Annotated in this window: 32 protein-coding genes and 1 tRNA gene; 13 read left to right on the forward strand and 20 right to left on the reverse strand. The window is 59.2% G+C overall.

Going from position 1 to position 25956, the window contains the following annotated elements; translation table 11 throughout:
* Positions 1-133: 133 nt before the first annotated feature.
* The gene (gene argC, locus CFB17_RS05745; protein ID WP_165769461.1) at positions 134-1177 is read left to right on the forward strand and encodes an N-acetyl-gamma-glutamyl-phosphate reductase; all 1044 of its coding nucleotides are present in this window, start codon (positions 134-136) and stop codon (positions 1175-1177) included.
* 317 nt (positions 1178-1494) lie between these two features.
* On the opposite strand, the gene CFB17_RS05750 is transcribed toward argC, so the two are convergent.
* A complete protein-coding gene (locus CFB17_RS05750; protein WP_088560445.1) occupies positions 1495-1695 on the reverse strand; it encodes a hypothetical protein in 201 nt (66 codons plus the stop codon).
* A complete protein-coding gene (locus tag CFB17_RS18980; protein ID WP_133063850.1) occupies positions 1692-2156 on the reverse strand; it encodes a hypothetical protein in 465 nt (154 codons plus the stop codon). Before CFB17_RS18980 ends, CFB17_RS05750 begins: the two co-directional genes overlap by 4 nt.
* A 240-nt stretch (positions 2157-2396) precedes the next feature.
* Here CFB17_RS18980 and CFB17_RS05760 point away from each other — a divergent pair, with 240 nt between their 5' ends.
* Positions 2397-3041 (forward strand): hypothetical protein, encoded by a 645-nt coding sequence (locus CFB17_RS05760; RefSeq protein WP_133063851.1) that lies wholly within the window; start codon positions 2397-2399, stop codon positions 3039-3041.
* Between the two features lie 35 nt (positions 3042-3076).
* Here CFB17_RS05760 and CFB17_RS05765 read toward each other — a convergent pair whose 3' ends face one another.
* The gene (locus CFB17_RS05765) at positions 3077-3718 is read right to left on the reverse strand and encodes an alpha/beta hydrolase (protein WP_088560448.1); all 642 of its coding nucleotides are present in this window, start codon (positions 3716-3718) and stop codon (positions 3077-3079) included.
* Positions 3719-3781: 63 nt separating this feature from the next.
* Here CFB17_RS05765 and gluQRS point away from each other — a divergent pair, with 63 nt between their 5' ends.
* From gluQRS to rfbB, 3 genes are all read left to right on the forward strand, one after another.
* Positions 3782-4777 carry a tRNA glutamyl-Q(34) synthetase GluQRS gene (gene gluQRS, locus CFB17_RS05770; RefSeq protein WP_243389753.1) on the forward strand — a complete coding sequence of 332 codons (996 nt, stop codon included), beginning with the start codon at positions 3782-3784 and terminating at the stop codon, positions 4775-4777.
* A gap of 541 nt (positions 4778-5318) precedes the next feature.
* Positions 5319-6146, forward strand: a complete 828-nt coding sequence (locus CFB17_RS05775) for an undecaprenyl-diphosphate phosphatase (protein WP_088560450.1) — start codon at positions 5319-5321, stop codon at positions 6144-6146.
* A 44-nt stretch (positions 6147-6190) separates the two neighbouring features.
* On the forward strand, positions 6191-7243 hold the full coding sequence (gene rfbB / locus CFB17_RS05780; protein ID WP_088560451.1) for a dTDP-glucose 4,6-dehydratase: 1053 nt from the start codon (positions 6191-6193) through the stop codon (positions 7241-7243).
* A gap of 82 nt (positions 7244-7325) precedes the next feature.
* Here rfbB and CFB17_RS05785 read toward each other — a convergent pair.
* A tRNA-Ser gene (locus tag CFB17_RS05785) sits at positions 7326-7413 on the reverse strand.
* A gap of 105 nt (positions 7414-7518) precedes the next feature.
* Complete coding sequence (locus tag CFB17_RS05790; protein ID WP_243389755.1) at positions 7519-8175, reverse strand: RluA family pseudouridine synthase; 657 nt, start codon at positions 8173-8175, stop codon at positions 7519-7521.
* Positions 8176-8348: 173 nt separating this feature from the next.
* Between CFB17_RS05790 and CFB17_RS05795 the strand changes: the two genes are divergently transcribed.
* From CFB17_RS05795 to CFB17_RS05830, 8 genes are all read left to right on the forward strand, one after another.
* Positions 8349-8918 carry an SRPBCC family protein gene (locus tag CFB17_RS05795; RefSeq protein WP_243389756.1) on the forward strand — a complete coding sequence of 190 codons (570 nt, stop codon included), beginning with the start codon at positions 8349-8351 and terminating at the stop codon, positions 8916-8918.
* A 399-nt stretch (positions 8919-9317) separates the two neighbouring features.
* Positions 9318-10331, forward strand: a complete 1014-nt coding sequence (locus CFB17_RS05800) for a bile acid:sodium symporter family protein (protein ID WP_088560453.1) — start codon at positions 9318-9320, stop codon at positions 10329-10331.
* Positions 10332-10537: 206 nt separating this feature from the next.
* Entirely contained in the window at positions 10538-10855 is a 318-nt protein-coding gene (locus CFB17_RS05805; RefSeq protein ID WP_088560454.1) for an XdhC family protein, read from the forward strand.
* Complete coding sequence (locus CFB17_RS05810) at positions 10852-11550, forward strand: XdhC family protein (RefSeq protein WP_088560455.1); 699 nt, start codon at positions 10852-10854, stop codon at positions 11548-11550. Before CFB17_RS05805 ends, CFB17_RS05810 begins: the two co-directional genes overlap by 4 nt.
* 50 nt (positions 11551-11600) lie before the next feature.
* Positions 11601-13232 carry an NTP transferase domain-containing protein gene (locus CFB17_RS05815; protein ID WP_088560456.1) on the forward strand — a complete coding sequence of 544 codons (1632 nt, stop codon included), beginning with the start codon at positions 11601-11603 and terminating at the stop codon, positions 13230-13232.
* On the forward strand, positions 13229-14437 hold the full coding sequence (locus CFB17_RS05820; RefSeq protein WP_088560457.1) for an aminotransferase class V-fold PLP-dependent enzyme: 1209 nt from the start codon (positions 13229-13231) through the stop codon (positions 14435-14437). The genes CFB17_RS05815 and CFB17_RS05820 overlap by 4 nt, the downstream gene beginning before the upstream one ends.
* An 11-nt stretch (positions 14438-14448) precedes the next feature.
* Complete coding sequence (locus CFB17_RS05825; protein WP_088560458.1) at positions 14449-14895, forward strand: iron-sulfur cluster assembly scaffold protein; 447 nt, start codon at positions 14449-14451, stop codon at positions 14893-14895.
* Between the two features lie 60 nt (positions 14896-14955).
* Positions 14956-15390, forward strand: a complete 435-nt coding sequence (locus CFB17_RS05830) for a DUF3775 domain-containing protein (protein WP_088560459.1) — start codon at positions 14956-14958, stop codon at positions 15388-15390.
* On the opposite strand, the gene CFB17_RS05835 is transcribed toward CFB17_RS05830, so the two are convergent.
* The 15 genes from CFB17_RS05835 to rpsN form a co-directional block, all read right to left on the reverse strand.
* The gene (locus CFB17_RS05835; protein WP_088560460.1) at positions 15297-16736 is read right to left on the reverse strand and encodes a replication-associated recombination protein A; all 1440 of its coding nucleotides are present in this window, start codon (positions 16734-16736) and stop codon (positions 15297-15299) included. The genes CFB17_RS05830 and CFB17_RS05835 overlap by 94 nt on opposite strands.
* The gene (locus CFB17_RS05840; RefSeq protein WP_243389757.1) at positions 16733-18241 is read right to left on the reverse strand and encodes a Do family serine endopeptidase; all 1509 of its coding nucleotides are present in this window, start codon (positions 18239-18241) and stop codon (positions 16733-16735) included. Before CFB17_RS05840 ends, CFB17_RS05835 begins: the two co-directional genes overlap by 4 nt.
* A gap of 23 nt (positions 18242-18264) precedes the next feature.
* Positions 18265-18690 carry a 50S ribosomal protein L17 gene (gene rplQ, locus CFB17_RS05845; protein ID WP_088560462.1) on the reverse strand — a complete coding sequence of 142 codons (426 nt, stop codon included), beginning with the start codon at positions 18688-18690 and terminating at the stop codon, positions 18265-18267.
* 120 nt (positions 18691-18810) lie between these two features.
* Positions 18811-19827 carry a DNA-directed RNA polymerase subunit alpha gene (locus tag CFB17_RS05850; RefSeq protein ID WP_088560596.1) on the reverse strand — a complete coding sequence of 339 codons (1017 nt, stop codon included), beginning with the start codon at positions 19825-19827 and terminating at the stop codon, positions 18811-18813.
* A gap of 174 nt (positions 19828-20001) precedes the next feature.
* A complete protein-coding gene (rpsK, locus tag CFB17_RS05855) occupies positions 20002-20394 on the reverse strand; it encodes a 30S ribosomal protein S11 (RefSeq protein ID WP_088560463.1) in 393 nt (130 codons plus the stop codon).
* Positions 20395-20398: 4 nt separating this feature from the next.
* Positions 20399-20779, reverse strand: coding sequence for a 30S ribosomal protein S13 (gene rpsM, locus CFB17_RS05860; RefSeq protein WP_088560464.1), 381 nt, complete (start codon positions 20777-20779; stop codon positions 20399-20401).
* A 143-nt stretch (positions 20780-20922) separates the two neighbouring features.
* Positions 20923-21594, reverse strand: coding sequence for an adenylate kinase (locus CFB17_RS05865; RefSeq protein ID WP_088560465.1), 672 nt, complete (start codon positions 21592-21594; stop codon positions 20923-20925).
* Positions 21591-22937, reverse strand: coding sequence for a preprotein translocase subunit SecY (secY, locus tag CFB17_RS05870; protein ID WP_088560466.1), 1347 nt, complete (start codon positions 22935-22937; stop codon positions 21591-21593). The genes CFB17_RS05865 and secY overlap by 4 nt, the downstream gene beginning before the upstream one ends.
* An 11-nt stretch (positions 22938-22948) precedes the next feature.
* A complete protein-coding gene (rplO, locus tag CFB17_RS05875) occupies positions 22949-23440 on the reverse strand; it encodes a 50S ribosomal protein L15 (RefSeq protein WP_088560467.1) in 492 nt (163 codons plus the stop codon).
* Between the two features lie 115 nt (positions 23441-23555).
* The gene (gene rpmD, locus CFB17_RS05880; RefSeq protein WP_088560468.1) at positions 23556-23747 is read right to left on the reverse strand and encodes a 50S ribosomal protein L30; all 192 of its coding nucleotides are present in this window, start codon (positions 23745-23747) and stop codon (positions 23556-23558) included.
* Position 23748: 1 nt separating this feature from the next.
* Positions 23749-24312 carry a 30S ribosomal protein S5 gene (gene rpsE / locus CFB17_RS05885; RefSeq protein WP_088560469.1) on the reverse strand — a complete coding sequence of 188 codons (564 nt, stop codon included), beginning with the start codon at positions 24310-24312 and terminating at the stop codon, positions 23749-23751.
* 17 nt (positions 24313-24329) lie between these two features.
* Positions 24330-24692 (reverse strand): 50S ribosomal protein L18, encoded by a 363-nt coding sequence (rplR, locus tag CFB17_RS05890; protein WP_088560470.1) that lies wholly within the window; start codon positions 24690-24692, stop codon positions 24330-24332.
* A 2-nt stretch (positions 24693-24694) separates the two neighbouring features.
* Entirely contained in the window at positions 24695-25231 is a 537-nt protein-coding gene (rplF, locus tag CFB17_RS05895; protein ID WP_088560471.1) for a 50S ribosomal protein L6, read from the reverse strand.
* A 2-nt stretch (positions 25232-25233) separates the two neighbouring features.
* Complete coding sequence (rpsH, locus tag CFB17_RS05900) at positions 25234-25632, reverse strand: 30S ribosomal protein S8 (RefSeq protein WP_088560472.1); 399 nt, start codon at positions 25630-25632, stop codon at positions 25234-25236.
* Between the two features lie 16 nt (positions 25633-25648).
* Positions 25649-25954, reverse strand: a complete 306-nt coding sequence (gene rpsN / locus CFB17_RS05905; RefSeq protein WP_088560473.1) for a 30S ribosomal protein S14 — start codon at positions 25952-25954, stop codon at positions 25649-25651.
* Positions 25955-25956 lie beyond the last annotated feature (2 nt).

Consider the following 25956-nt stretch of genomic DNA (forward strand, 5'->3'; position numbering starts at 1 on the left):
CGTCTAGGTCTTCTTCAGAAGGCGGCAATGCACCGATCGATGTCTGCCGCGCAAGTCCACCGCTTGCGGCAACCCCCTAACCTCGTCATTTAGAAGACCGAGGGCAAAGCTTTGCGAAAGATTCTGCCATATGTTGCTTGAGAGGGCGCGCATCGCGATTTTCGGAGCCAGCGGCTACACCGGCGCGGAACTACTCCGTCTGCTGGCCGATCACCCACGTGCCGAGATCCGAGCCCTCACAGCGGAGCGCCAAGCGGGCAAGTCGATCGGCGAGGTCTTTCCACACTTGGCAACCTATGCCTTGCCGGATCTGGTCAAGATCGCGGACGTTGATCTATCCGCTATTGATGTCGTCTTTTGCTGCCTGCCCCACGCGACGACTCAGGAGATCATCAAGGACCTGCCGAGAGGTCCGAAAGTCGTCGATCTTTCCGCCGACTTTAGATTGCGTGATCCGGCACTATACGAGCGCTATTATGGCCATGCGCATCATGCGCTCGAAGCCCAGGCAGACGCAGTCTACGGCCTAAGCGAACATTATCGTCAAGCGATCGAGCAGACTTGGCTGGTGGCCAATCCAGGCTGCTACACGACGGCATCCGAACTGCCGTTGATCCCCCTGCTCAAATCCAACGCAATCAACCCCGATGCGATCATCATCGATGCGAAATCCGGGGTCAGCGGCGCCGGTCGCGATGCAAAGGTTGGAAGTCTCTTCACAGAAGTCAGCGAAGGCATCCATCCCTATGGCGTTGCAACCCACAGGCACGGTCCCGAGATCGAGCAGTGCCTAACCGATTTTGCTGGACGATCGATCGAGGTCATTTTCACACCGCACCTTGTGCCGATGAGCCGTGGTATTCTCGCAACGATCTATGTCCGCAACGCGCCGAATTTTGATGCGGAAGCCATACATGCTCGTCTGGCCGAGGCGTATGCCGACGAAGCTTTCGTCAACGTCATGCCATTCAAGTCGCTGCCGGCGACCCGTCATGTCCGAGGCAGCAATCTTTGCCTCATCGGCGTTCACCCGAGCCGGGTGGCGGGCCAGACGATCATCGTCTCGGCGATTGACAATCTGGTGAAGGGTGCGGCGGGCCAGGCCATTCAAAACATGAATATCCAAAACGGTTTTGCGGAACATCTGGGCCTGACGCAGCAGCCGCTATTCCCGTGAGCCCTTGCGCCGATCAAACGGGCAGCCGCCATAGAGGCGGCAAGGGCAAGGCTTAAGGGTCACATCGTCCAGACTACCCGTCAATCGCTCGGTCACCCTCTCTCCACCAGTACAGGGGACCAGACTCGGCGCAGACCGTAAAACCTGCAATACACCGCCTCCTTTAAGGAACGGCGTACTCCAAAATCGGCTGGCATTGCTCGATGCGGGCAAGCGGCGTCGTGGCGATATCGACCGCCAATCGTGCGCAAAGAGTAGGGCGCCATTGCCGACCGCTACAGGTGTCGGCGACCGTCATCATGCCAAGGCCAACGCCATTAACGAAAATCGGGAATACCAATCGCCTCGGTACGACAGTTCTCCTGGTTCAGCGCCGACGCCGATATCGTCGCGGGCCTAGGTGCGGGCGCGCTCGAAATGCGGACAACGATGCCCTCGACGCCATTCTCGTTCCAGTAGGCGGCGGCTTGTTGGCCGGCATGCCCGTGGCTCTCAAGGCCCGCCGACCTGATATTCAAACATTGGAATCGAGGCTGATCTTTATCCCTCGGTCCGGCACCTGCTTGACGCCACCCCTCCTTGCGCCGGCGCGCCCTACGATCGCCAAGGGGACCGCGGTCAAAACCCTGGGCACGTTGACAATGAAAAGATCATTCGCGATCTGGTCAATGACATCATCACGGTGCTGGAGGCGGACATCGAGGCGGCGGTCCTGCAATTCTCGAGATCGAGAAGACAGTCGTCGAAGCGCAGCTGGCCTCACGGCGGTCACCGCCGACCCGGGATGTTTTAAAGGTCGCCGGCCTGGACTCGTCGTGTCCGGCGGCAATATCGACAGCAGACTTCTCTCCATCTTGATTCTGCGAGGCGTGGGACGCAGCAAAAGGCTGACGCGGCTGCGCATCGTCGCGCCCGGCACCGTGGCGCGGATCTGTGACGCCGTCCCCGAACTCGCGCTAACATCGTCGAGATGTGCCATCAACGCGCTTTCGTGCAGCGCAGCTCCAAGGTGGCGGAAGTCGAGATGAGACCGTCGAGAACCGCAATGCGCGGCACGCAGAAGAAGTTATCCAAGCCTCGCCCTAACCGGATTCGAGTTACGTTCGCTAAATTGACGGGACCAATGATCAAGGTATTTATTCCTTGAAATGGCAGAATTATAGGCCTATAAGGGGCGATGAGCTTCGTGGGAGGCTCTGGGTTCGCCTCGAGGTCGATTGTGAATCTTCTTCTCATTCACGAGGGTGCGGGCGAAGCTCTGGCTCTCGAACAGGCGTTTTCATATCGAGCTGATATTCGCACCGCTGCGACGATCCAGGCTGCGTTGTCACTTATCGAGAACGAACATTGGCATCCCGATCTCGTGGTCGCGGACACTGCCGTCCGGGATCTGGGCGATTCCCTCCTTGTGGTGCGATTTCGCCAACTCTTGGACGCCACGCCGCTCATTATCGGCGTGAACGGTTCGCTGCCATTGGTTGAAGCCCGCCTTTGGTCCGGCAATGGGGTGCATGCGAAACGGAACTCAACAGGTTCGCCGCGCATCTCACTGGAGACAATCTTCGAAGAACAGCAGGCGTTGGCCCAGTCGATTTCGAACCAGCGGATGCACCTTGGGGCGGAAATCGAGCGCGCCGCCGCGAGGGCGGCGGACGCGGCCGTTACGCGGGGTATAGAACAACTTGTGACGCGCCTGGGCGTTGAAGACGCCGAGGGACTTCGCTTGGCAATCCGTTTCGCCCGGGCATGGGAAGCTGCAAAAGGCAAATTCTTCTCGGCCCTGACAACCGGCATCGCCTCCGCATTTCTCCTCGCTCTGGGTGCCGGGATTATCTCGATGCTTCGGCATACCGAGACGAAGTAATTCAGACCAGGACAAGCCCGGCATGGGAATGTCGGTTAGCGGGCGAATGCCTCTTTCAAGAAGGAAAGGCCAGCCTCGCTCGCCGGGTCATTGATCATGTGCCCCAGTCCTGGAAGGGAAAGGGTCTTCGGTTCTACGCCCAGCATGCGCAGGCTTTCTATGGCATGCTCGTGCGCCGAAAACGGAATGATTTCATCGTCCTCTCCTTGGACGAGTAAAATAGGTGTGTTCGGCATGGGTCGCCGCACGGGACCGGCCAGCAACGCCCCGGAATAGCCGACGATAGCAGCGAGTGGTCGGTCCCATGCAAGGCCGACCTGCATCGCCATCATCATGCCTTGCGAGAACCCGACGATCGCAACATCGTCGGATGTCAGCCCCGCGCCATCCATCCCCGCCCGGATGAATTCGGCGAGTTGCACCGCCGCCACATCTGCAGCGGCCGCCATGACTGCCGTGCGACGATCCATCAGGCTGAACCATTGCCGGCCAAACGGAGACATATCGCAGGGATCCGGCGCATCGGGCGCCAGAAACATCGAGTGAGGCAGCCCTTGTCGCCACTTATAGCCTAATTCGATCATATCGCGGCCATCGGCTCCCAGCCCGTGGAGCAGAATGACGAGTTGTCGCGGGGGGCAGCCGCTGAGGGGCGGAAGTCTTTCGCTCGTCAACAAGGCTTGGCCTCCTGCTGCGGTTGAAGAATCTCAGCTCTGTGTGCCTGCAACGGACTTGCACCTATGAAGGGCAGCGATCATGATCCTGCTTGTGCGATCACCCACTCGACTGCGTCGCACGGCCTCCGAATGGTTCTCGAGGAAAGCGTGCTCAAAGGCCAGGACTTCATCCCGCTGATCGAAGGCGGCCAGCAGCCCTTTGTAACCCGCTTTGCGCCGAGCCCGACAGGGCTCTTGCATATCGGCCATGCCTACGCCGCTCTCTTCGCCTTCGAGACGGCGCGGCTGTCGCATGGCCGCTTTCACGTTCGTATCGAAGATATCGATCAGCAGCGTTGCCGCGAGGAGTTCGATCGAGCAACGCTGGAAGATATCCTCTGGCTAGGTCTGAAGTGGGATGGCGAAGTCGTTAGGCAGTCGAAGCGTCTGAACGTTTACTGCGCCGCTCTGGAGGCACTCAAGCAGGAGGACGTTCTCTACCCATGTTTTTGCTCAAGGCGGCAGATTCGTGTCGAGATCGAAGACGCAGCTCGCGCACCGCACGGTCCCAGCGGGGAGCCCGTCTACCCTGGTACATGTCGCAATCTTGATCGCGAGGAGGCGCTCTACCGGATCGCCCGTGGAGAGCCCTATTGTTGGCGACTAGATGTCGCCAAGGCGGTACGAAGAACCGGGCCCTTGCACTGGCTCGATATGCGGGCTCAGTGGATCGAAGCGACACCGGAACTTCTGGGAGACGTAGTGCTCAGCCGCAAGGACATCCCGACCAGCTACCATCTCGCGGTCGTCGTTGACGACGCTATGCAGGGCGTCAACCTGGTGACACGAGGCGAGGACCTCTTCCACGCGACCCACGTCCACCGACTGCTGCAAGCACTGCTCGGCCTTACGCCACCCGCTTACTACCATCACAATCTAGTGGCAGATAGCACCGGCCAACGCTTGGCCAAGCGCAACCGGGCGGTGACACTCAGGCATCTCCGCGACAGCCATCGCACACCGGATGACATCTGGCGCATGATCGGTCTTCAGGGACCGATGCAGGCCCTTTCCGCCTGATCTCCGCGATAGACCCGTTCATTATGTGCGCAAGCCTAGCTTTGGCCGGACGTTGACCGTGATAATAAGCGGTGGGCGAAGATGGCTTCGGTAAGAGTGCTTGCTCGATAGATTGTCGACATCCCGCCACGCCATTTGAAGTGCCGCGGTCATTCTCGGTCAGCGCATCAGCGGTGCCGTTGGCATGCCGAACGACGCTTCCCTTGCATCAATCGATACATCATCGCTTTGAGAAAGCCTCACCCTCCAAGCGTTCCGTTGAGCGCACGGAAGCAAGTCGCCCCAGACGCTAGCTGGTCCTGTCGCTTCATCGTCTGTCCTATGGCCACGCTCGCTACCGCGCGAACAACGCACCCCTAAGTGGCTCGATATCGCCGGGCTTTCAAAGCCCCGAGTAGACCGATCCCGGGATCATTCCAGGCTCGCCTCGCGATGACGAGGTTTAGACCTTCTAAAGTCACAGCTTGGCTTGGACGGACTTTGATGTTAGCCCGCTTCTTATTGTTTGCGATCCTCTGCCACATTACGGAAAATTAAGCTCATGGATGTTACTCTCGTACTCAAGGCAGTCGTCTTGGGCATCATTGAAGGTGCGACTGAATTCCTTCCCGTGTCTTCTACGGGCCATTTAATCCTTGCATCATACTTTCTCGATTTTCAGGGGCAGGTTGCAACCGTCTTTAAGATCGTCATCCAATTGGGCTCCATTCTCGCGATATGCGTCCTCTATTTCGGTAAACTATGGCGAATGCTGATTGACCTGCCGACCCGGCGGGAGGCTCAGATGTTCGTGCTCTCGATCATCGTGGCTTTCATTCCAGCAGCCGTGCTCGGCTTCGCGCTCGAGCATTTCATCACTTCGGTGCTGTTCTCGCCTTGGGTGGTCGCCGTGGCTCTCATCGTCGGCGGCATCCTGATCCTGCTCATTGAGCGCCGGACCTCGCCGCATCGCTATCCTTCCGTCGATCACATCCCTCTGGGGACGGCGCTGGCGATCGGCTTTTGCCAAACGATCGCAATGATTCCTGGTGTGTCGAGATCAGGTGCGACCATCCTCGGATCCGTGCTGCTCGGCGTGGAACGGCGGGCAGCGGCGGAATTCTCATTCTTCCTGGCTATCCCAACGATGCTGGGCGCTACTGTACTCGAGATGTACAAGAATAGAGCACTCTTCCAAGCCGACGATCTCATGATAATCGGCATCGGTTTTATCGTCGCCTTCATTGTCGCCTTGATCGTTGTGCGGGCCTTTGTTCGTTACTTGCAGAACCACACCTTCTCCATATTTGGCTGGTATCGAATCGCAGTGGGCATCGTCATGCTGATCGTGCTGTTCATCTACGGTACGAACGGCTTTGCGAACGCCTAAAGCGTCTTCGACCTGCGGCCCAGCTTGGCAGAGCAGATTCGGCAATGAACATACTGGTGACGGGCGGATGCGGTTTTATCGGCAATGCACTCGTCCGCCTTCTCGTTGCCGACGGACACTTGGTCGGCAATGTCGACAAGCTGACCTACGCCGCCAGTCCTGCAGCGCTCCTCGATCTTGACGATCATCCCCGGTATCGATTCTGGCAAACTGATATCAGCGATCGCCATGCCCTCGGCAGGATTCTTGAAGAGTTGCGCCCCGAGGCAATCTTCCATCTCGCAGCTGAGAGCCACGTGGACCGCTCGATCGAGGGACCCAGGCCGTTTGTGGAAACAAATGTTCTGGGCACGTATACTCTTCTGGAGACGGTCCGGACGCATCTCTCCACGCTGAATGAGTTACAGCAGCCAAAATTCCGATTAATTCATATCTCCACGGATGAGGTCTTCGGCTCAATACCTGAAGGTGAGTATGCCGAAGAGACAAGGCGGTACGATCCGAGTTCGCCCTATGCGGCGACAAAGGCCGCTGCCGATCATCTCGTCCGCGCATGGTCACGCACGTACGGCCTACCGACGATCGTCTGCAACTGCAGCAACAATTACGGCCCGTGGCAATTTCCCGAAAAGCTCATGCCCTTGATGATTATCAAGGCATTGAAAGGCCAAGAACTTCCGATCTTTGGCGATGGACTCCAAGTCAGGGACTGGATCCATGTAGACGACCATGTGGCGGCCCTCCTCGCCATAATGCGACAAGGTGAACCTGGCGCCAGCTATAATATCAGCGCCAAAGACGAATGCACCAATATCGCACTGGTAAGCGCCATCTGTGATCGCCTGGATGCAATCGCTGGTCCTCTAAGCTCCGGACTTCCCCGTCTGGAACTCGTACGCCATGTTGCGGACCGCCCCGGACATGACCGGCGTTACGGCCTCTCTGCCGAACGGCTGAGACAAGACCTCGGCTGGCAGCCCACTCGGCGGCTCAAGTCCAGCCTCGACGACATCATCGACTGGTACCTGGAGCACGAAACTTGGTGGCAACCCTTGATGAAGCGACCCGACCCTATCAGTCGAAAGGGCGCCCGATGATCCTGTGGCTGCCGGGAAATCTATAGCGCCTCGCTTCAGAACGGTCAGACCGCGCATGGAAGCAACAGACTGGCCGCACGAATGGCGGAGGGAGCGGGATTTGAACCCGCGAGGAGTTGCCCCCAACACGCTTTCCAGGCGTGCGCCTTAAACCACTCGGCCATCCCTCCGCAGGGCTACGCGTTCATCACGCGCCACGAGCGCGCGGACCATAGTCAGCCGACGAGCCTGACGCAACAGGCTGAGACCTCAGATGCGTCAAACCCCGGGTGACCTCATGGCCCGGCGGCCGCATCGTCGACCAACCCGCAGTCGGACAAGATCGACCGCATGTGCGCCGGGACCGGCGCCATCGCCGTAATCGGCGGTCTCTTCTCGTAGAGCGGCACGCTGATTGACCTGCTATGCAGCATCAATGGCAACACATCCTGAGGCTGGCAGTCGCGCCCATAAACCGGGTCGCCCAGAATGGGACAGCCCAGTGCCTCCAGGTGTACCCTCAATTGATGAGTGCGCCCCGTATGAGGATGCAACTCCAGCCACGTCAGCCCATTGCTCTCGCCTCGAACCTGATAGTCCGTTACGGCACGCTGCCCATCCGGGTCCACCTTCATCCACCACCCCCTTGCCGCCGTCGAACGCTTGGCAAGTGCCAGTTCGATCCTGCCAGAGGGCTTGGGCGGCACGCCGATGGTGACAGCCCAATATGTCTTGCCGATCCGACCGGCCGCGAACTGTCGACCGAGTTTCGCCAGTGCACGGCGATGCCGACCCAAGATGAGACAGCCGCTCGTATCACGATCGAGCCTGTGCGCCAGTGCCGGGGGCTGAGGGAGGCCGAAGGAGAGCGCCTCAAAGGAGGCCTCAAGATTGGGACCACCTTTGGGGCCAGCGTGAACCGGCAGACCCGCCGGCTTGTCGATAATGAGCATGAGCGCGTCTCGGAAGAGAACGCGTTGGAGAATGGCAGCGGCGCTAAGACCGGGCGTCCCTTTGACCGATTGCCGGTTAAAACCAGCGGACCGTTCGCGTTCTTGAACCATACCTTCAACTCTTCCCGAACAAGCGTCGCCACATGACAACAAGCGGTAGCAGGCCAGGCCCCATGCGCGCCGGAGCGGCCGGGATACGATCTAGCCATGTTCAGCTGGTGACCGGCACGCTAGATCCTGCCATCAGACAGAGCATGTCGCCAGATGACGATCCGAAGGAGAAGATAGTGGACGTGAGCGGCGAATATCGCATTCAAGCCCCAAGGGGCCAGGTATGGGCAGCGCTCAACGACCCCAATATCCTCAAGCAAGCTATTCCTGGATGCGAATCGTTCGAGAGAACAGGCGAAAACGAATTGGAGGCGAAGGTCAAAGCCCGAATAGGCCCGATCAATGCCAGGTTCGCCGGGAAGATCACGTTGAGTGACCTCAATCCGCCCGAGAGCTATCGGATCGGTGGCGAGGGCAAGGGCGGTGTTGCCGGATTTGCCAAGGGAGGCGCGAACGTGACGCTCTCCGAGGACGGCGACGGAACAATACTGCGCTATACGGCCAGCGCGGATATTGGCGGCAAGCTCGCCCAGATCGGCTCACGCTTCGTCAAAGGCTCAGCAAAGAAAATAGCCGATGATTTTTTTGGCCGTTTTGCCAAGATTGTTTGCGAACAGCAGAACGCCGGCTGATATCGGTGCACAGGCGCTTCATTGGCCTGTCTGGTGATTATCTGCAGCCGACGGCGGCATCTGGAAATGAGCCAACACGAGCGACCCGATGACGGCGAGCCGCATGCTGGAAATTAGCGACGTCGAGCCGCGAACGCTGATGGCCGAGTTTTGACGCGCAAGCCAGACACCTGAGGCTACGCCGCCACAAACGATCGGGGCGATCGATTAAGGGATGGCCAGGCGCAAACTTGCAAAGCTTTGCCGGCCAGGACAACTACCGGCCCCAGTGTAGAAAGGAGATCGTCGGTCCGCCTCCTTATTTCGTGGGACCATCCTTTTCCATACGGGTGCTTCACCAAAACGCGCTTCGCTCTCTATGATGAGCGCAACGCTCTCTTTGACAATCGAGGTTCTGCCATGAGGCGCCTCCTGACCCGCCTACCGATCGACCCCTACCTCCTCGGACTGCTGGCGACAGTGGGCGCGGCATTCCTTTTTCCGGCGCGCGATCGGGGAGCGGAGGTTGCCGACGTGGTGACCTATGCCGCCATTGTTCTGCTCTTCTTCCTGTATGGCGCCCGGCTTTCCCCTACGAACGTTGTTCAAGGAATCAGCCACTGGCGGCTCCAGGGTTTTGTTCTTCTGCTGAGCTTCGTGTTGTTCCCAGTCTTGGGCCTGATACTGACGCTGGCTCTCCGCAACGTGGTCGATGGCACCCTCTTGATGGGCCTGATGTTTGTCTGCGTCCTACCTTCGACCGTGCAGTCGTCGATCGCCTTCACGTCGATTGCCCGAGGCAACGTTGCAGCGGCCCTCTGTAGCGCCTCCGTGTCAAACCTGCTTGGAGTCGTGCTCACGCCGCTCCTGGTCGGTCTTCTGATGAACGCGCATGGAGCCGCTCTATCGCTTGATTCGCTGAAGGACATAGCGCTGCAACTCGTAGCGCCATTCGCTGCTGGCCAACTCCTGCGGCCCTGGATCAATTCTTGGCTGTCGCGCCATCGGGGTATCCTTGGCTATGTCGACCGCGGCTCCATCCTGCTGGTTGTCTATGGCGCATTCAGCCACGGTGTCGTGAGCGGAGTCTGGCAGCAGGTCGGACTCGAGGATTTGGGGGTGATCATCCTTTTGGACTCTCTCCTCCTCGCGATCGTCCTGTCCGCCAGCGCCTATCTCAGCCGGCGATTCGGGTTTGAGAAGGAGGACGAGATCGCCATCGTCTTCTGCGGCTCGAAGAAGAGCATGGCCAGCGGCATTCCCATGGCAAACATCCTCTTCCAGGGCATGCCCGTCGGGCTGATCGTTCTTCCCCTCATGCTCTTCCATCAGCTTCAACTCTTTGCTTGCGCGGCCATCGCCCGTCGCTATGCCAGCCGGCGGCCGACCGAGGAAACACCAGTCGCCCCGGCCCAGGCCAGTCTGCGCGCATGAGGGACGGATCTCCGCCAATTCCACGCCGGGCCTGGCCAGCCGGTCCCGTTGGGTCTCCATGACCTCCCTGCTCTCGTCGATCCAGGCATCGATCGATCTCCTGCTAGCTGGCGACTATGTCCCAGAACGGTCGCTGGCCACGACGCCGTTCCCGGCGCTTAAGCTCGGACGCCCCGTCTTTCAGCAATTGGATCAAAGGCACCAAGATGGACGATGATCGGCTTCTCGACACGGCTGCCACCTGGAAAGCCAATGGTCGCAAAGTTGCCATCGCGACGGTGATCGAAACCTGGGGCAGCTCACCAAGGCGACCTGGCAGTCATCTGATCATCGATGATGCCGGCAATATGGTCGGTTCCGTATCGGGTGGCTGTATTGAGGGTGCTGTTGTCCGTGAGGCGCTCGACATCATGGAGGGAGCGCCATCCAAGCTTCTTGAATTTGGCGTGTCGGACGAGCAGGCTTGGGAGGTAGGCCTTGCCTGTGGTGGGCGGGTTCGCGTTTTCGTCGAGGCGGTCACGTGAAGCTCGATCTCCTACAGCATCTCAACATCGTCCGCGCCTCGGGAGACCGTTGCTGCCTGGTCCGGTATGTCGACCGTGATGAAGCGATCCTCGTCACCGACGATTTGGCGAAAGTGCCTGCAGCCATTCGGCCGTCAGTCGAAAAAGCTTATCGCGAGGATCGCTCTGTAAGCGTGCAAAGCGAGGAGGGGGCCGTCTTTGTCCAGGTCTTCAACCCGCCCTTGCGGCTGATAATCGTCGGCGCGGTGCATATCGCACAGTTTTTGGCACCCATGGCACAACTCTGCGGATATCATGTGACCGTTGTCGACCCGCGGGGTGCCTTTGCCACGCCGGAGCGATTTCCGGAGATCGCCCTTGAGGTGGAATGGCCGGACGAAGCCCTGGCTGAACTGAAACTCAACCGGCGAACGGCCGTCGTGGCTCTTACGCATGATCCAAAGCTAGACGACCCGGCCCTCGATCAAGCCTTGCGGTCTGACGCTTTCTACATCGCGGCGCTGGGCAGCCGGAAGAACCATGCCGCGCGCTGCGAACGACTGCGCGCCGAGGGCCACGATGACGTGACCTTGAAGCGAATTCACGGCCCGGCGGGTCTCGATATCGGCGCCGTCAGTCCACCGGAAATTGCCGTTGCGATCCTCTCGCAGATCACTCAGTGCTTGCGTCAGCCGCACCTACGCTTCACTCCCTGATGGCAGTGCATATCCATTCTTCGCCCACCTACGTCTCTCGGGAGTAGAAGTTGCGCTTCGGACCGCTAGCTATCGAAGACGCGGAGAATGCCATTTTGGCGCATGCGCTCGTTGCCGGCGCTACGCGCTTCAAGAAAGGCCAGAGGCTCGGGGTCGAGGATTTGCGGTCGATCGCCGACGCCGGCATCAGAACCGTTATCGCGGCCACGCTCGAGCCCGGTGATCTGGCTGAGGACGTGGCAGCCGAGCGGCTCGTTCAGAAAATCGGGGGCAGCGGAACTGCATGGCACCCCGCGACAACCGGACGCGCAAACCTGTTTTCGACAACCCGTGGCCTCCTCGTCCTCGATGAGGATCGCATCAACGCGCTGAATGCGATCGACGAGGCGATCACACTAGCGACGCTGCCGCCGTTCTCCCTGGTGCCGGACGAAACAATGCTGGCAACGATCAAGATCATCCCTTTTGCCGTACCTAAGGCGGCCATTGAGACAGCTCTCGCATTGCTACGGCGTCCCCTTTGCCGCATCGCCTCCTTTGTCCCCAAAAGGGCTTGGCTGATCCAGACGGTATTGCCCGGCACATCGACCAAGATGCTGGACAAGACGGTACGAATCACGAACGAACGACTCGTGGCCGTGAACGCTACACTAGTGGGTGAAAGCCGTTGCGCCCATGAGGAAGTCGCCTTGATATCGGCCATCAAGGCGGCACAAGGAATAGGCTTTGACCTTCTGCTGATAGCTGGCGCCTCCGCCACTACGGACCGGCACGACGTTCTGCCGGCTTCCATATGCGCGGTCGGCGGCAGCATTGAGCGGTTCGGCATGCCCGTCGACCCCGGCAATCTCCTGGTGCTTGGTCAACTGGACAGCCATCCGGTAATTGGACTGCCAGGCTGTGCGAGGTCGCCCAAACTTAATGGGTTCGACTGGATTCTCGAGCGAGTGGCCGCAGACCTGCCTGTTTCGGCCCAGGATTTTACCCGCATGGGCGTGGGAGGCCTTTTGATGGAGATTCCGTCGCGGCCGCAGCCGCGTGACAGCATGCCCTCAGAATCATCGGCTCCGCCACGATCCGATATCGCCGCGGTTGTGCTGGCCGCCGGTAGGTCAACACGCATGGGCGGCCCCAACAAGCTATTGGCGACAGTAAATGGCGTGCCCATGGTACGTCATGCGGTTCAGGCCGCTCTGGCCAGTCCGGCCGACGAGGTGCTCGTTGTCACCGGGCATGACGAACAGGCTGTCCGCGACGCCCTGCTCGACCTCAGACCGGGCTTTGTTCACAATTCACACTATCGGTCGGGTCTAAGCACCTCCCTTCAGGCGGCAATCAACGCACTCTCGGCCGATATCGAGGCGATCATCGTCATGCTCGGCGACATGCCGTTAGTGACGGAAAGCTTGCTGGAAAGGCTGATCGCTGCCTTCGATGTTAAGGCTGGCCACACGATCGTCGTGCCGACATATGCTGGCCAACGTGGGAATCCTATCCTCTTAGGACGTCGACATTTTAACGAGATTCTTACAATCTCCGGCGATGTTGGCGCGCGTAACCTTATCGCCGCGCATCCTGAGGCCGTGATCGAACTGCCGACTGAGGATAACGGCACCTTGCTCGACATAGACACGCCCGAAGCACTGGATGAACTCATCGGCCGCTTGCGAGTTTCGGCGTGAGTTCAACCCTCAAGAAGGCCTTTCCCATCTTTGCCAGTAGAACGGAGCGCTTTCACTATCTCGATAGCGCGGCTACCGGTCAGATCTGTGCGGCGGCAGCGGCGGCGCTATTGGGCTACGAGACGACAGCCCGTGCCAACGTCAAACGGGGCGTCTATCCGCTGGCAGATGCCGCAAGTAATGCCTTCGACGCGGCCAGGGCCAGCATTGCACGTTATATCGGCATCGACGACGCAAACGAGGTTATCTTCACGAGCGGCACGACGATGGGTCTCAATCTCCTGGCCCATTGCCTGACAGCGGAATTAGCGCCTGGCGATGAAATTCTGCTGAGTGAACTCGAGCACCACAGCAATATCGTTCCCTGGCAGATAGCAGCTGCCAGACGCAGCCTGATTGTCAGGGCGATCCCGGTCAAGAAAGACGGCACGCTTGAACTCGCCGCGATCGAAGGACTCCTGAGCGCACGCACGCGGATCATCGCCGTAGCGCATACATCGAACGTCACGGGCGCCATTAGCGATACGAGCCGTATTGCGGAGGCGGCTCGGGCGGCCGGCGCTTACTTTGTACTGGACGGTGCACAGGCACTGCCACACGGACCTGTCGACCTGAAGCGACTGGGTTGTGACGCTTTCGCGGCTTCCGGTCATAAGATGTTCAGCGCCACTGGCGCTGGCATTGTCTGGATGAACAAGGAACTAGCGCATCGATTACCGCCCTTCCTGAGCGGCGGCGAAATGATCCGAACGGTCTCGCTCAAAGGCTCAACTTATGCGCCGCCGCCACACCGCTTCGAGGCAGGGACGCCGCCCATTGGCGCCTGCCTCGCTATGGGAGCTGCAGCCGAGTGGTTGGCCAGCCTCGACTGGACGGCTATTGAGAGCGAAGAACGGCGGCTCACCCGTCGCCTGCTGGACGGATTGTCGGCAACGGCGCACACGACTGTCCTCGGTCCAGCCGGATTTTGCCACCGCCGTGGCATAATCTCCTTCGACGTGGATGGCGTCCACCCGCATGATCTATGTCAGTTCCTCGGAGATCGCGGGATCGCCCTTCGTGGTGGGCACCATTGTGCCCAGCCGCTGATGGAACGCTTCAATCTCGCGGCTACAACACGCGCCAGCCTCGCGCTCTACAATGACGACGCCGATATTGATGCCTTGCTTGAGGGCCTCGAATCGGCCGTGCGTCTACTGCGTTAGGACTCGCTTCCATGACCGGAATGGCAAGCAACTCACTCTATAATCAAGCGATTATCGAGGAGGCTAAGGCCGCCGTCGGCAGCGGCACGATCGAGACACCTCATGTCAGCGTCCGCTGCGACAACCCCCTCTGCGGCGACCGTATTACCCTGGAAGCCTTGGGAAATAATGGCCATCTCGCCGAGGTGGCGCATCGGACACGCGGATGCCTTCTTACACGCGCCGCAGCCAGCATTGCCGCGCGTCATGCGCGAAATCTGGACACGGCCGGCATAGAGGCTGCCTTGCAGCAGCTCGATGAACTCCTCAGCGGCAACAAACCCCTAAAGGAAGTCTGGCCGGAACTGGCGATCTTTCGGCCAGTGGCCTCAGTGCGCAGCCGTCAGGACTGCGTAAGACTACCGTTGCAGGCACTTTCCCTGGCACTCGCGAAGCTAGGCAAAACTTCGAACCCATGAAGGCACCTTGGGCGATCTTTCGTGTTGCAGTGCGGTGATTGATAAGCGAGGGAGCCGCTCATGCCGCCTGAAATCGAAATCGACAAAGTTTGCTACATCATCGTCAAGGCCCGGGAACTCGACGTTAAGGACGTGGTGGTGGATGAGGACAGCGGCTCCGATCCTATGGACGACGATGAAATCGACGTTCTCGAGGATCACGGTGACGATCCGACCGAAGAGGAACTAACCACCTTCATTGACGACCTGAATGTCGACGAACAGCTCGATCTGGTGGCTTTGACATGGGTCGGTCGTGGAGACTTCACCGTAGACGAATGGGACGAGGCACGCGAGACGGCGACCGACCGCCAAAGCAGCAAGACGTCGCGCTACCTTTTGGGCATTCCCATTTTGGGTGATTATTTGGCCGAGGGCTTGGGTGCCTTTGGATTATCCTGTGTGGGAGACGGTCTTGAAGCCGTCGGCCCTGGCGATGTCGCAGACGAGCCTTGAGCCGCTGCATCGGCTTCGCGATCCATGCGCAACTTAGCCAGCCGTTCATGCCGCTCTGCATAGGCGGCCTCCTTACCTTCGCGCGTCGGGACGTAGAAGGACTGCCTGCCTAGAGCCTCTGGAAAATAGTTCTGGCCCGAAAAGCGCTCTGGAGCGTCATGATCATAGACGTATCCTTCCCCATAGCCCTGCTGCCGCATCAATTTGGTGGGTGCATTCGTAATATGCAGCGGGGGCATGAGCGAGCCATTGTCACGAGCAGCCGCCATTGCTGCCTTATATGCAAGATAGACGGCATTGGATTTCGGCGCCAAAGCCAACTCCACCACCGTTTGCGCAAGCATCAACTCGCCCTCGGGACTGCCCAACCTCTCAAAGGCTTCGGCAGCAGCCATCGCCCTTGACAGCGCGTCGGGCTCCGCCAAGCCGATGTCTTCCGCAGCCATGCGAACCAGGCGGCGAGCTATGTAGCGTGGATCCTCACCGCCGGCGATCATTCGGCAGAACCAATAGAGGGAAGCGTCCGGATCCGACCCACGTACCGACTTGTGAAGCGCGCTAATGAGATTGTAGTGCGCCTCCTGTTGCTTGTCGTAGACTGGCAGGCGTCGTTGCAGCAGGTGACCGAGACCTTCGGAATCGAGAAGCGGCTCACTTGGCAGGTCGGCCAGCGTTTCAATCATGTTGAGCAAATAACGCCCATCGCCGTCCGCCAGTTCGGTCAAACGGCTGCGCGCTATGTCATCGATCGGGAGCTTCCGGTCTAAAGCCGCTTCTGCGCGGTCGATAAGGATATCCATCGCCGCGTCATCCAAACGCTGCAGCACTACGACATGGCAGCGAGAAATCACGGCTGGATTAAGTGCAAAAGACGGATTTTCTGTCGTAGCGCCGATCAGTGTGACCGTGCCGTCTTCGACTTCGTGCAGGAGACCATCCTGCTGCGCGCGGTTGAAGCGGTGAATTTCATCGATAAAGAGGACGGGGCGGCGACCTCTTGGCCGCAGCCGACGCGCTTCATCAAATGCTTTGCGGAGATCGGCGACGCCGGACATCACCGCTGATAGGGCGATCATCGGCTCGCCGATGCGCTGGGCAATCAGGCGGGCCAACGTCGTCTTGCCACAGCCTGGCGGCCCCCAAAGAATCAGCGACGACAGCCTGCCCCGCTCGAGCATACGGCCAAGAGGCGCCTCGACGCCCAACGCCGCATCCTGACCTACAACGTCCTCAATTCGGCGCGGTCTCAGCCGATCGGCAAGCGGTCTGCCCTCGACAGAGGCCTCCGGCAGACGACATGGTACCTCACCAGTCCTCACCCCGGCAGCGCCGAACAGGTCGTTCATGCGCGATTTTCTTCTACAGCCTGAACAGCAATCGTACCTCGCTCACCATCTCGCCGGATGTCGATCACCCAATCTTTCACCGGCGTCCTGGTTATCCGCTGCAAGTCCTCCACACTCCGCACGTCCTGGCCGTTGATTGTCTCGATAACATCGCCCCGGCGAAGTTCAAGCTGCGTTGCCGGGCTCCTTGGCGCTATACCCAGGACGACCACGCCTCGCCCGAACATGTCGAACCCCTGTTCCTCGTTGAAGGCAGGCGACATGTTGGCCACTTGCATGCCCCCCAGTGGAGTGTCGTCGGCGAGCTTGGCAAGGTCGGCCGGCGGTTCTGCGCTAGCCGGAAGGATCGCTACGGTGGCGCCGCTTTGGGCGCCTCCCCGAATTACGGTAAGCCGGGCAGCCGATCCCGCTGCCTTGAGAGCAAGGCGAAAGTCGAGCCCTAGTGGATCATCGACTTCGACGCCGTCAATGGCGGTCACGACGTCATCGGGCTTCAGCCCTGCTTTGTCCGCCGGGCTCCCAGGATAGATTCTCGCCAGCAGCACGCCCTCTGGCCGATCCAAGCCATAAGAACGGTATTTGTCTGGGTCGATATCCTGCATATCTGCGCCCAGCCAGGGACGGCTGACGGCGAGGCCACTCGTCAAGGTCTGTTCACGAATTCGAACGAGATTGGAGGGAATGGCGAAGCCGATCCCGATTGAGCCGCCCCCACGAGTGAATATCGCCGTGTTGATGCCAATGAGACGGCCATCCATCGTCACCAGTGCACCGCCGGAATTGCCAGGATTAATTGCCGCGTCGGTTTGAATGAACGAGCTGTTTCGGTCCAACGTCGGCGCACTGCGACCGATGGCAGAGACGATGCCACTCGTGACCGTCTGGCCAATGCCGAAGGGATTGCCAATGGCCAAAACGAGATCGCCAACCTCCAACTGATCCGAATCACCTAGTTCGATGACCGGTAACGACTCGGCACCTGCATCAATCTTGAGAAAAGCGAGATCCGACCCCTGATCCGACGTCAATACGCGGGCGGGAAAGACTCGTCGGTCTGCAAGTACGACCTGAATATCGTCTGCGCCGTCGATAACGTGGTGATTGGTGACGATCACGCCGTCCGAACGGACAATCACGCCCGAACCGAGCGATGTTTCGGTACGTGGCTGAGGCCGACTGGGAGCAACACCGAACTGCTTAAAAAAATATTGGAAAAGAGGATCGTTGGAGAGTGGCCCGCTCTCCAACGCTGTTCGCCTCGTCGTTACACTGACGACCGCCGGTGCGACCTTCCGCACGATCGGCGCGAAGGAAAGCATGATCTCACTGCGAGCATTTGGCACAGCTCGAGCGGCTGCAAGATCAGCAGAAGCTCCCGAGTTACCAGTCCCCGCGCACCCAACCAGGTGGAGGATCGACGTCAAACTAACGAACAGGAAGAATCGCGAAAAAAGCGCCGACCAGCGACGCTCTTTCCTGAAGAGATCAGGACACTCAAAATTCACGCGGGATATTACCCGGTGCATGATCAGGCGGCTGCAGCCTCGCTCTCACCGACAACAACGACCGGCCCTGAATCCTTGCCTTTGGCATCAACGTCTCGGTCGACGAACTCGATGACAGCTAGAGGAGCATTATCCCCATAGCGAAACCCCGCCTTCATGATTCTCAGATAGCCACCTGGGCGCTCTTTATAGCGGGGTGCAAGCACGTCCAGGATCTTCGATGCCGTGGCCTCATCACCGGTCCTTGCGATCAGCAGCCGACGCGAGTGCAAATCGCCGGCCTTTCCCGTCGTGATGAGCTTTTCCACCACGGGACGAAGTTCTTTGGCCTTCGGCAATGTCGTGACAATTTGCTCATGCTTGACCAACGAGCTCGCAAGGTTGGCCAGCATCGACTTGCGATGCTCCCAGGTGCGTCCGAACTTCCTGCCGCGATTGCCGTGGCGCATCGCCTTCTTCCCTACTCTCGCCCACTTAGTGGCGGGCGCATCCATTCATGCTACAAGGACGACGCAGGTTTCAACCCCCGACTTCGTCCGTTCAAGCGCGGCTTCGGCCGCATACCTAGATCAGAACGGCTCTTCAACCTTGCGAGCCAGTTCCTCAATATTCTCGGGCGGCCACCCCGTCACTTCCATCCCGAGATGCAGGCCCATCTGCGTCAAGACCTCCTTGATCTCATTCAAGGATTTCCGGCCAAAATTGGGCGTACGCAACATTTCGCCCTCTGTCTTCTGCACGAGATCGCCAATATAGACGATATTATCGTTCTTCAGACAGTTCGCAGAACGCACCGACAGCTCGAGTTCGTCAACCTTACGGAGCAGATTAGGATTGAACGGCAGTTCGGGTCGACGTTCCGCAGCGGTGGCGAGATGTGGCTCCTCGAAATTGATGAAGAGTTGCAGCTGGTCTTGAAGAATGCGCGCGGCATAGGCCAGCGCGTCTTCCGGCGTTACGGAGCCATCGGTTTCGATTTGCATGGTCAACCGATCATAGTCGGTCTGCTGACCCACACGCGCATTGTCGACCTTATAGGCCACCTTGCGCACCGGGCTATAAATAGCATCGATGGCAATCAGCCCGATCGGCGCATCCTCGGCCTTATTCAACGCTGCAGGGACATACCCCTTGCCGGTATTGATCGTCAGTTCCATGGCGAGCTTGCCGCCTTGATCGACGTGGCAGATCACCTGGTCGGGATCCATGATCTCAATGTCATGTCCAACCTCGATCATTCCGGCCGTGACGATCATCGGACCATCCGCACGCAAAGAAGCCCTTTTGGGACCTTCGCTATGCAACCGGAGGCCAAGCGCCTTCAAGTTTAAGACGATATCCGTCATGTCCTCGCGGACACCCGGAATCGTCGAGAACTCGTGCAGCACGCCTTCGACTTGAATGGCAGAAATCGCCGAGCCCTGCAGCGACGAGAGCAGAATCCGCCGCAAGGCATTGCCCAGCGTAATACCAAAGCCCCGCTCCAATGGCTCGACCACGATAGTGGCCTCGCGATCGGGCTTACGCCCGTGCTGGACAACGGGCTTTTGCGGCTTGATGAGGTCCTGCCAGTTCCTTTGGATCACGGGGACCACCTCGCTTCTCTTGATCTAACGCTTCAACTAGCAAGCTGACGACATCAAAAGTGCCTTCAACCTGCAAACCGCCGATAGCCGAGCTCGCAATCTCCAAATCGGATCGCGCGAACTCGGCCGGAAATCTAAAGGCTACGTCGGTTCGGACGCGCCTTGCAGCATCAATTAAACGCGCCGCCGCTTACGCGGACGGCAGCCATTGTGCGGAATAGGCGTCACATCGCGGATCGAGGTGACAGCGAAGCCCACCGACTGCAAAGCACGAAGGGCCGACTCTCGACCCGAACCGGGACCACGCACCTGGATCTCCAGCGTACGCATTCCGTGATCCATCGCCTTACGGCCAGCGGATTCAGCAGCAATCTGCGCAGCGAAGGGCGTCGATTTCCGCGAGCCCTTGAAGCCCTGAGACCCTGCACTCGACCAGGCGATCACGTTGCCCTGCGCATCTGCAATCGTGATCATCGTATTGTTGAAGGAAGCGCTCACGTGAGCGATCCCCGAACTAATGTTCTTGCGCTCACGGCGGCGCAAACGGGACGAATTATCAGTTGCCATGGTCTTACTTCTTCGTCGCCTTCTTCTTGCCCGCTATCGCGCGCGCCGGACCCTTACGGGTACGAGCGTTGGTGTGCGTCCGCTGACCGCGGACCGGGAGACCACGGCGGTGACGCAGGCCTCGATAACAGCCCAAATCCATGAGTCGCTTGATGTTCATCGCCGTCTCGCGACGGAGATCACCTTCGACCTTGTACTCGCGATCGATGCACTCACGAATGCGAACCACTTCGGCATCGCTGAGCTCATTGACCTTGCGCTCATGCGCAATGCCGACCTTGTCCAGGATCTGGCGCGCATGCGTGTTGCCGATCCCGTAGATATAGGTCAGCGCGACCCAAGCCTGCTTTTGGCTTGGAATGTTGACACCGGCGATACGCGCCACGTCACACTCTCCTAAGACACGAATATGGGTTTAAAGACGAACACAAGCCTCGACCGTGAGAGAGGCGGGCGCACGGCAGTTCGGGACGCAACCTCTGACGGCGCATCCAGGGGCCGCAGGACTATAAGAAGCCGCCCCCCTTGTCAATTGCTCTTTGACGAGCTTGTCAGACTTGCGAGGATTTCGGCGATCTTCGCCCTGACGTCTGCCATGGCTCCCATGCCGTCCACCGAATGAACCAAGCCCCGCGATCGATAGAACGGCAAGAGCGGTGCCGTCTGCGTCTCGTACGCGTCGAGCCGCGCGCGTACGGTCTCCGCATTGTCATCTTTGCGCCGCACGAATTCAGTACTGCCACAGACGTCGCAGATACCTAAAACTTTCGGCTGTTTGAAAACGTCGTGATAGCCGGCGCCACATTTAGCGCATGCATAACGCCCGGAGATTCGTTCCACGAGCGCCTTCGCATCAACTTTGAACTCCAGCACGGCATCCAGCGGTTTATCGAGTCCCGCCAACATGTCGTCGAGCGCCTCAGCCTGGGCGACGGTACGAGGAAACCCGTCCAAGATGAAACCTCGGGCGCAATCCGCCTCCTGAACGCGGGCAGCGACAATCGCATTGATGATCGAATCGGAGACGAGTTGGCCCGCGTCCATCACCGCTTTTGCCTGCTTGCCTATGTCGGTTCCGTTCGCAACCGCTTGGCGCAACATGTCGCCTGTCGAGAGTTGCGGGATGCTATAGTCCGCTGCGATCCACCCGGCCTGGGTGCCTTTACCCGCGCCGGGGGGGCCCAATAGGACGAGTCTCATCCTCGCTTGCCTCGTAGGCGGGACCGCTTGATCAGTCCCTCATATTGATGAGCCCACAAATGGGCCTGTATCTGACCGACCGTATCCATCGTCACCGAGACTACGATGAGAAGCGATGTGCCGCCGAAATAGAAGGGGACCGCATATTCCGACGTCAATATCTCGGGAATCACGCAGACGATAGCGAGATAAATTGCACCCACTACCGTCAGACGCGTCAGTACGAAGTCGAGATACTCAGCCGTACGCTGTCCAGGCCGAATGCCGGGGATGAAACCGCCATTCTTCTTGAGATTGTCGGCTGTCTCCGCAGGATTAAAGACGATCGATGTGTAGAAAAACGCAAAGAAGACGATCAGCAGAATGTATATCGCCATGTGCAGGGGCTTCCCGTAACCCAGCTCCTGCGTGATCGTCATCAGCCAACTTGGCCCGCCGGCCCCAGCCAGGCCACCAATCGTCGTCGGTAGCAAAAGTAACGAGCTAGCGAAAATCGCAGGGATAACGCCCGAGGTATTGAGTTTGAGAGGCATGTGAGTGCTCTCGCCCCCAACCATGCGATTCCCGCCGATCATACGCTTGGGATACTGTACAAGAAGGCGTCGCTGGGCACGCTCGACGAACACGATGAAAGCAATCACCGCAACTGCGAAGACCAGCAGAAAAAGAATAAAAAAGGTCGACACAGCACCGGTTCGCCCGAGCTCGAAGAGCGACGCAAGCGCATTCGGTAAGCCTGCGATGATACCGGTAAAAATAATGAGCGAAATACCATTGCCGATCCCGCGGGCGGTGATCTGCTCACCAAGCCACATCAGAAACACGGTACCGCCTACAATTGTTACTACCGTGGACGCTCGAAAAAACCAGCCGGGATCGATCACACCAGAACCGGTGGGTCCCTGCAGCGACTCTAGGCCGACCGCCATACCATAGGCCTGAAACACACCAAGGACGACCGTCAAATAACGCGTCCACTGGTTGATCTTCTTACGGCCCGACTCACCCTCTTTCTTCAGAGCCTCAAGCGTCGGCGACACAGCGGTCATGAGCTGAAGGATGATCGAAGCTGAAATATAGGGAAGAATGCCGAGCGCGAAGATCGACATCCGCTGCAAGGCGCCACCCGAGAACATGTTGAACATGCCAAGGATGCCGCCCGATTGCTGGCTGAAGACGTGCGCCATCACAGCGGGGTCGATCCCAGGCAGTGGGATGTACGTTCCCAAGCGGCAGACAATCAGGCAGCCGAGAGTGAACCAGATCCGCTTCTTGAGTTCGGTGGCCTTCGCGAAAGCCGCGAAATTCATACTAGAAGCGAGCTGCTCGGCCATGGAGGCCATGCGGTCTCTCCTTAGACGGCTGGCTCTGCAGCCGTATCGGCGCCGCCTAGAATCACGACCTTGCCGCCCGCCTTCTCAACTGCCTCGACGGCAGCCTTGGACGCACCCACGACCTCGATGGTCAGAGCGGTCTTCAGTTCACCTCGGGCAAGAAGACGGACGCCGTCCAGCGACCGGCGAAGAACACCAGCTTCAATGAGCCGCACGCTGTCAATCGTGCCGTCGGTCGCCAGCTTGCCGGCGTCAATCGCCGACTGCAGCCGATCAAGATTGACCGCGACGTAATCTGGGCGGTTGACGTTCTTAAAGCCACGTTTGGGCAGCCGCCGGTAGATGGGCATCTGACCACCCTCGAAGCTCTGCGGCTTCGGATTGGACTTTCTGGCCTTGGCGCCCTTATGGCCCTTACCCGACGTCTTGCCCAGGCCGGAGCCGATGCCGCGCCCGAGACGCTTGCGGGCATGCTTCGCCCCCGGATTGTCGCTGAGCTCGTTGAGCCGCATCGTCCTCGATCCTCAATAAAAACAGCCTAGCGACCGGCTTCTAAAGAAGCTGGTCGCTTAGGGCAATATCGACTTGTTTAACCAGGGCCTTGCCACGGCGCGACCCTCCCGAGAGTCAGGCCTCTTCGACCTTAACGAGATGCTGCACGCGTGTGATCCGACCGCGATTCTCGGGCGTGTCCACGATGACCTTCGTCCGACGCAGCTTGTTGAGCCCCAGCGAAATCAGCGTATCGCGCTGGTAATCGGGGCGACCGATTGGGCTGCCGGTCTGCGTGACCCTAAGGCTTTTCCGTTCGACCGCCATATCACGCTCCAACCTCAACAAATCCGGCGCCCTCAGTCGTCTCGCGACGGCCGATGATATCGCTCACCTTTTTGCCTCTCTTGGCGGCAATCGAACGCGGCGAATTAACATTGGCCAGGGCGGCAAAAGTTGCCTTGATCATGTTGTGCGGATTGGCTGAACCCATGGATTTGGCGACAACGTCTCCAATCCCAAGCGCTTCGAACACCGCGCGCATCGGGCCGCCGGCAATGATACCCGTGCCCGGAGGGGCAGCGCGCAACAAAACCCGGCCGGAACCGAAATGACCTTGAACGTCGTGGTGTAGCGTACGGCCCTGGCGCAGCGGCACTCTTACCATGCCACGCTTGGCCTGTTCGGTAGCCTTGCGCACCGCCTCGGGTACTTCTCGTGCCTTGCCGCTACCGTAACCTACGCGACCCTTGCCATCACCGATGACAACCAGCGCCGAGAAGCCGAAACGCCGGCCGCCCTTGACGACTTTAGCAACGCGATTAACGGCGACGAGTTTGTCGACGAGCTCGCTGTCCTGGCGGTCTTCGTTACCGCGGGGTGGACGTGCCATTCGATGTCCCTCGTCTCTTAGAACGACAGGCCGGCTTCCCTGGCACCATCTGCCAAGGCTTGCACACGACCATGATACTTATAACCGCCGCGATCGAAGACGACGGCTTCGACACCCACCGCCTTGGCGCGCTCCGCAAGGAGTTGTCCAACGCGCTTGGCTGCCTCCTTATCGGCGCCCAATTTGGACTCGGTCCGAAGGTCCTTGTCCAGCGACGATGCTGCCGCGAGCGTACGGCCCGCAACGTCGTCAATGATCTGACCGTAGATATGGCGACCCGACCGGAAAACCGAAAGACGCGGCCGACCACCACTCTTCAACTGCAGAGCGAAGCGCGTACGCGTCTTCCGCCGTGCAAAGCGAACAGATGGCTTTAACATGGCTACTTCTTCTTGCCTTCCTTACGGAGGATCTTCTCCCCCGCATATTTGATGCCTTTGCCCTTATAGGGTTCGGGACGGCGGAACCGCCGAATCTCGGCCGCGAGCTGTCCGACCTTCTGACGATCAGCGCCGCTGATCGCAATCGCCGTCGGTGTCTCACAGACAACCTTCAGATCGTCGGGGATGGCAATCTTGATGTCGTGACTGTACCCAAGCTGCAGATTGAGCAGCTTACCGTCCATAGCGGCACGAAATCCGACGCCAGTGATCTCGAGCTTTTCCGTAAAGCCATCCGAGACACCTTTGACAAGGTTCGCGACCAGTGTGCGGGACATGCCCCACATCGCGCGATCCCGCTTCTCGTCCTTGCTACGCGGCTCAACAGCTATCTTGCCGTCGGCATGCGTAATCAGGATCTCAGGCGGCAAGGCTACTTTGAGCGCACCCTGCTTGCCCTTGGCTGTCACAACCTGGCCCTGGACGGCGATATCGACGCCGGATGGCACCGCTACCGCATGTTTTCCGATACGCGACATGATCAGAACACCGTGCAGAGGATTTCGCCACCGACCCTCGCTTCGCGTGCTTCGTTATCCGAAAGCACGCCTCGCGGCGTCGACAGAATGGCGATACCGAGCCCGTTATAGACCGTGGGGAGCTCGCGCACACCGGCATATATGCGCCGGCCAGGCTTCGACACCCGCTTGAGTTCCTTAATAACAGGCTCGCCGTTCTGGTACTTGAGCTCGATCGAGATCTCGCTCTTCCCAGGATCAAGCTCGCTCACATTGTAGCCTCGGATGTAGCCCTCGCGCTGAAGCACTTCGAGGACATTCTTCCGAAGGTTAGACGCCGGAGACCGCACCGAGCCGAGCTGTGCCCGCTGGCCGTTGCGGATCCGGGTGAGCATGTCGCCGAGCGGGTCGCTCAGTGCCATCTTTCTCTCCCAATCCTTACCAGCTCGACTTCACGCAACCGGGAATCTGACCATTGCTAGCCAGTTCACGGAGCGCAATGCGCGAGAGACCGAACTTACGATAATAAGCACGCGGACGACCAGTCAGCGCACAACGATTACGAATGCGCACCTTGGACCCATTTCGAGGCAAGGTCGCGAGCTTGAGTGTCGCCTCGAAGCGCTCCTCAGGATCGACTTCCTTGCTCATAATGAGCTTCTTGAGCTCGCTCCGCCTCGCCTTGAAGCGCTGCACCAGATCGCGACGGTGCTCATTCTTCTCAACTGAGCTTTTCTTGGCCATAG

Source organism: Arboricoccus pini, from assembly GCF_900187945.1.
GTDB classification, from domain to species: Bacteria; Pseudomonadota; Alphaproteobacteria; order Geminicoccales; family Geminicoccaceae; genus Arboricoccus; species Arboricoccus pini.

What these genes read in the sequence shown, in the direction of transcription:
- CFB17_RS18980 (WP_133063850.1), bottom strand. Translation starts at nt 2,156, where the DNA reads ATGGCACATCTCGACGATGTTAGCGCGAGTTCGGGGACGGCGTCACAG.
- gluQRS (WP_243389753.1), top strand. Translation starts at nt 3,782, where the DNA reads ATGAAGGGCAGCGATCATGATCCTGCTTGTGCGATCACCCACTCGACT.
- CFB17_RS05775 (WP_088560450.1), top strand. Translation starts at nt 5,319, where the DNA reads ATGGATGTTACTCTCGTACTCAAGGCAGTCGTCTTGGGCATCATTGAA.
- rfbB (WP_088560451.1), top strand. Translation starts at nt 6,191, where the DNA reads ATGAACATACTGGTGACGGGCGGATGCGGTTTTATCGGCAATGCACTC.
- CFB17_RS05790 (WP_243389755.1), bottom strand. Translation starts at nt 8,175, where the DNA reads ATGCTCATTATCGACAAGCCGGCGGGTCTGCCGGTTCACGCTGGCCCC.
- CFB17_RS05795 (WP_243389756.1), top strand. Translation starts at nt 8,349, where the DNA reads ATGCGCGCCGGAGCGGCCGGGATACGATCTAGCCATGTTCAGCTGGTG.
- CFB17_RS05800 (WP_088560453.1), top strand. Translation starts at nt 9,318, where the DNA reads ATGAGGCGCCTCCTGACCCGCCTACCGATCGACCCCTACCTCCTCGGA.
- CFB17_RS05805 (WP_088560454.1), top strand. Translation starts at nt 10,538, where the DNA reads ATGGACGATGATCGGCTTCTCGACACGGCTGCCACCTGGAAAGCCAAT.
- CFB17_RS05825 (WP_088560458.1), top strand. Translation starts at nt 14,449, where the DNA reads ATGACCGGAATGGCAAGCAACTCACTCTATAATCAAGCGATTATCGAG.
- CFB17_RS05830 (WP_088560459.1), top strand. Translation starts at nt 14,956, where the DNA reads ATGCCGCCTGAAATCGAAATCGACAAAGTTTGCTACATCATCGTCAAG.
- CFB17_RS05835 (WP_088560460.1), bottom strand. Translation starts at nt 16,736, where the DNA reads ATGAACGACCTGTTCGGCGCTGCCGGGGTGAGGACTGGTGAGGTACCA.
- rplQ (WP_088560462.1), bottom strand. Translation starts at nt 18,690, where the DNA reads ATGCGCCACGGCAATCGCGGCAGGAAGTTCGGACGCACCTGGGAGCAT.
- rpsK (WP_088560463.1), bottom strand. Translation starts at nt 20,394, where the DNA reads ATGGCAACTGATAATTCGTCCCGTTTGCGCCGCCGTGAGCGCAAGAAC.
- CFB17_RS05865 (WP_088560465.1), bottom strand. Translation starts at nt 21,594, where the DNA reads ATGAGACTCGTCCTATTGGGCCCCCCCGGCGCGGGTAAAGGCACCCAG.
- secY (WP_088560466.1), bottom strand. Translation starts at nt 22,937, where the DNA reads ATGGCCTCCATGGCCGAGCAGCTCGCTTCTAGTATGAATTTCGCGGCT.
- rplO (WP_088560467.1), bottom strand. Translation starts at nt 23,440, where the DNA reads ATGCGGCTCAACGAGCTCAGCGACAATCCGGGGGCGAAGCATGCCCGC.
- rpmD (WP_088560468.1), bottom strand. Translation starts at nt 23,747, where the DNA reads ATGGCGGTCGAACGGAAAAGCCTTAGGGTCACGCAGACCGGCAGCCCA.
- rpsE (WP_088560469.1), bottom strand. Translation starts at nt 24,312, where the DNA reads ATGGCACGTCCACCCCGCGGTAACGAAGACCGCCAGGACAGCGAGCTC.
- rplR (WP_088560470.1), bottom strand. Translation starts at nt 24,692, where the DNA reads ATGTTAAAGCCATCTGTTCGCTTTGCACGGCGGAAGACGCGTACGCGC.
- rplF (WP_088560471.1), bottom strand. Translation starts at nt 25,231, where the DNA reads ATGTCGCGTATCGGAAAACATGCGGTAGCGGTGCCATCCGGCGTCGAT.
- rpsH (WP_088560472.1), bottom strand. Translation starts at nt 25,632, where the DNA reads ATGGCACTGAGCGACCCGCTCGGCGACATGCTCACCCGGATCCGCAAC.
- rpsN (WP_088560473.1), bottom strand. Translation starts at nt 25,954, where the DNA reads ATGGCCAAGAAAAGCTCAGTTGAGAAGAATGAGCACCGTCGCGATCTG.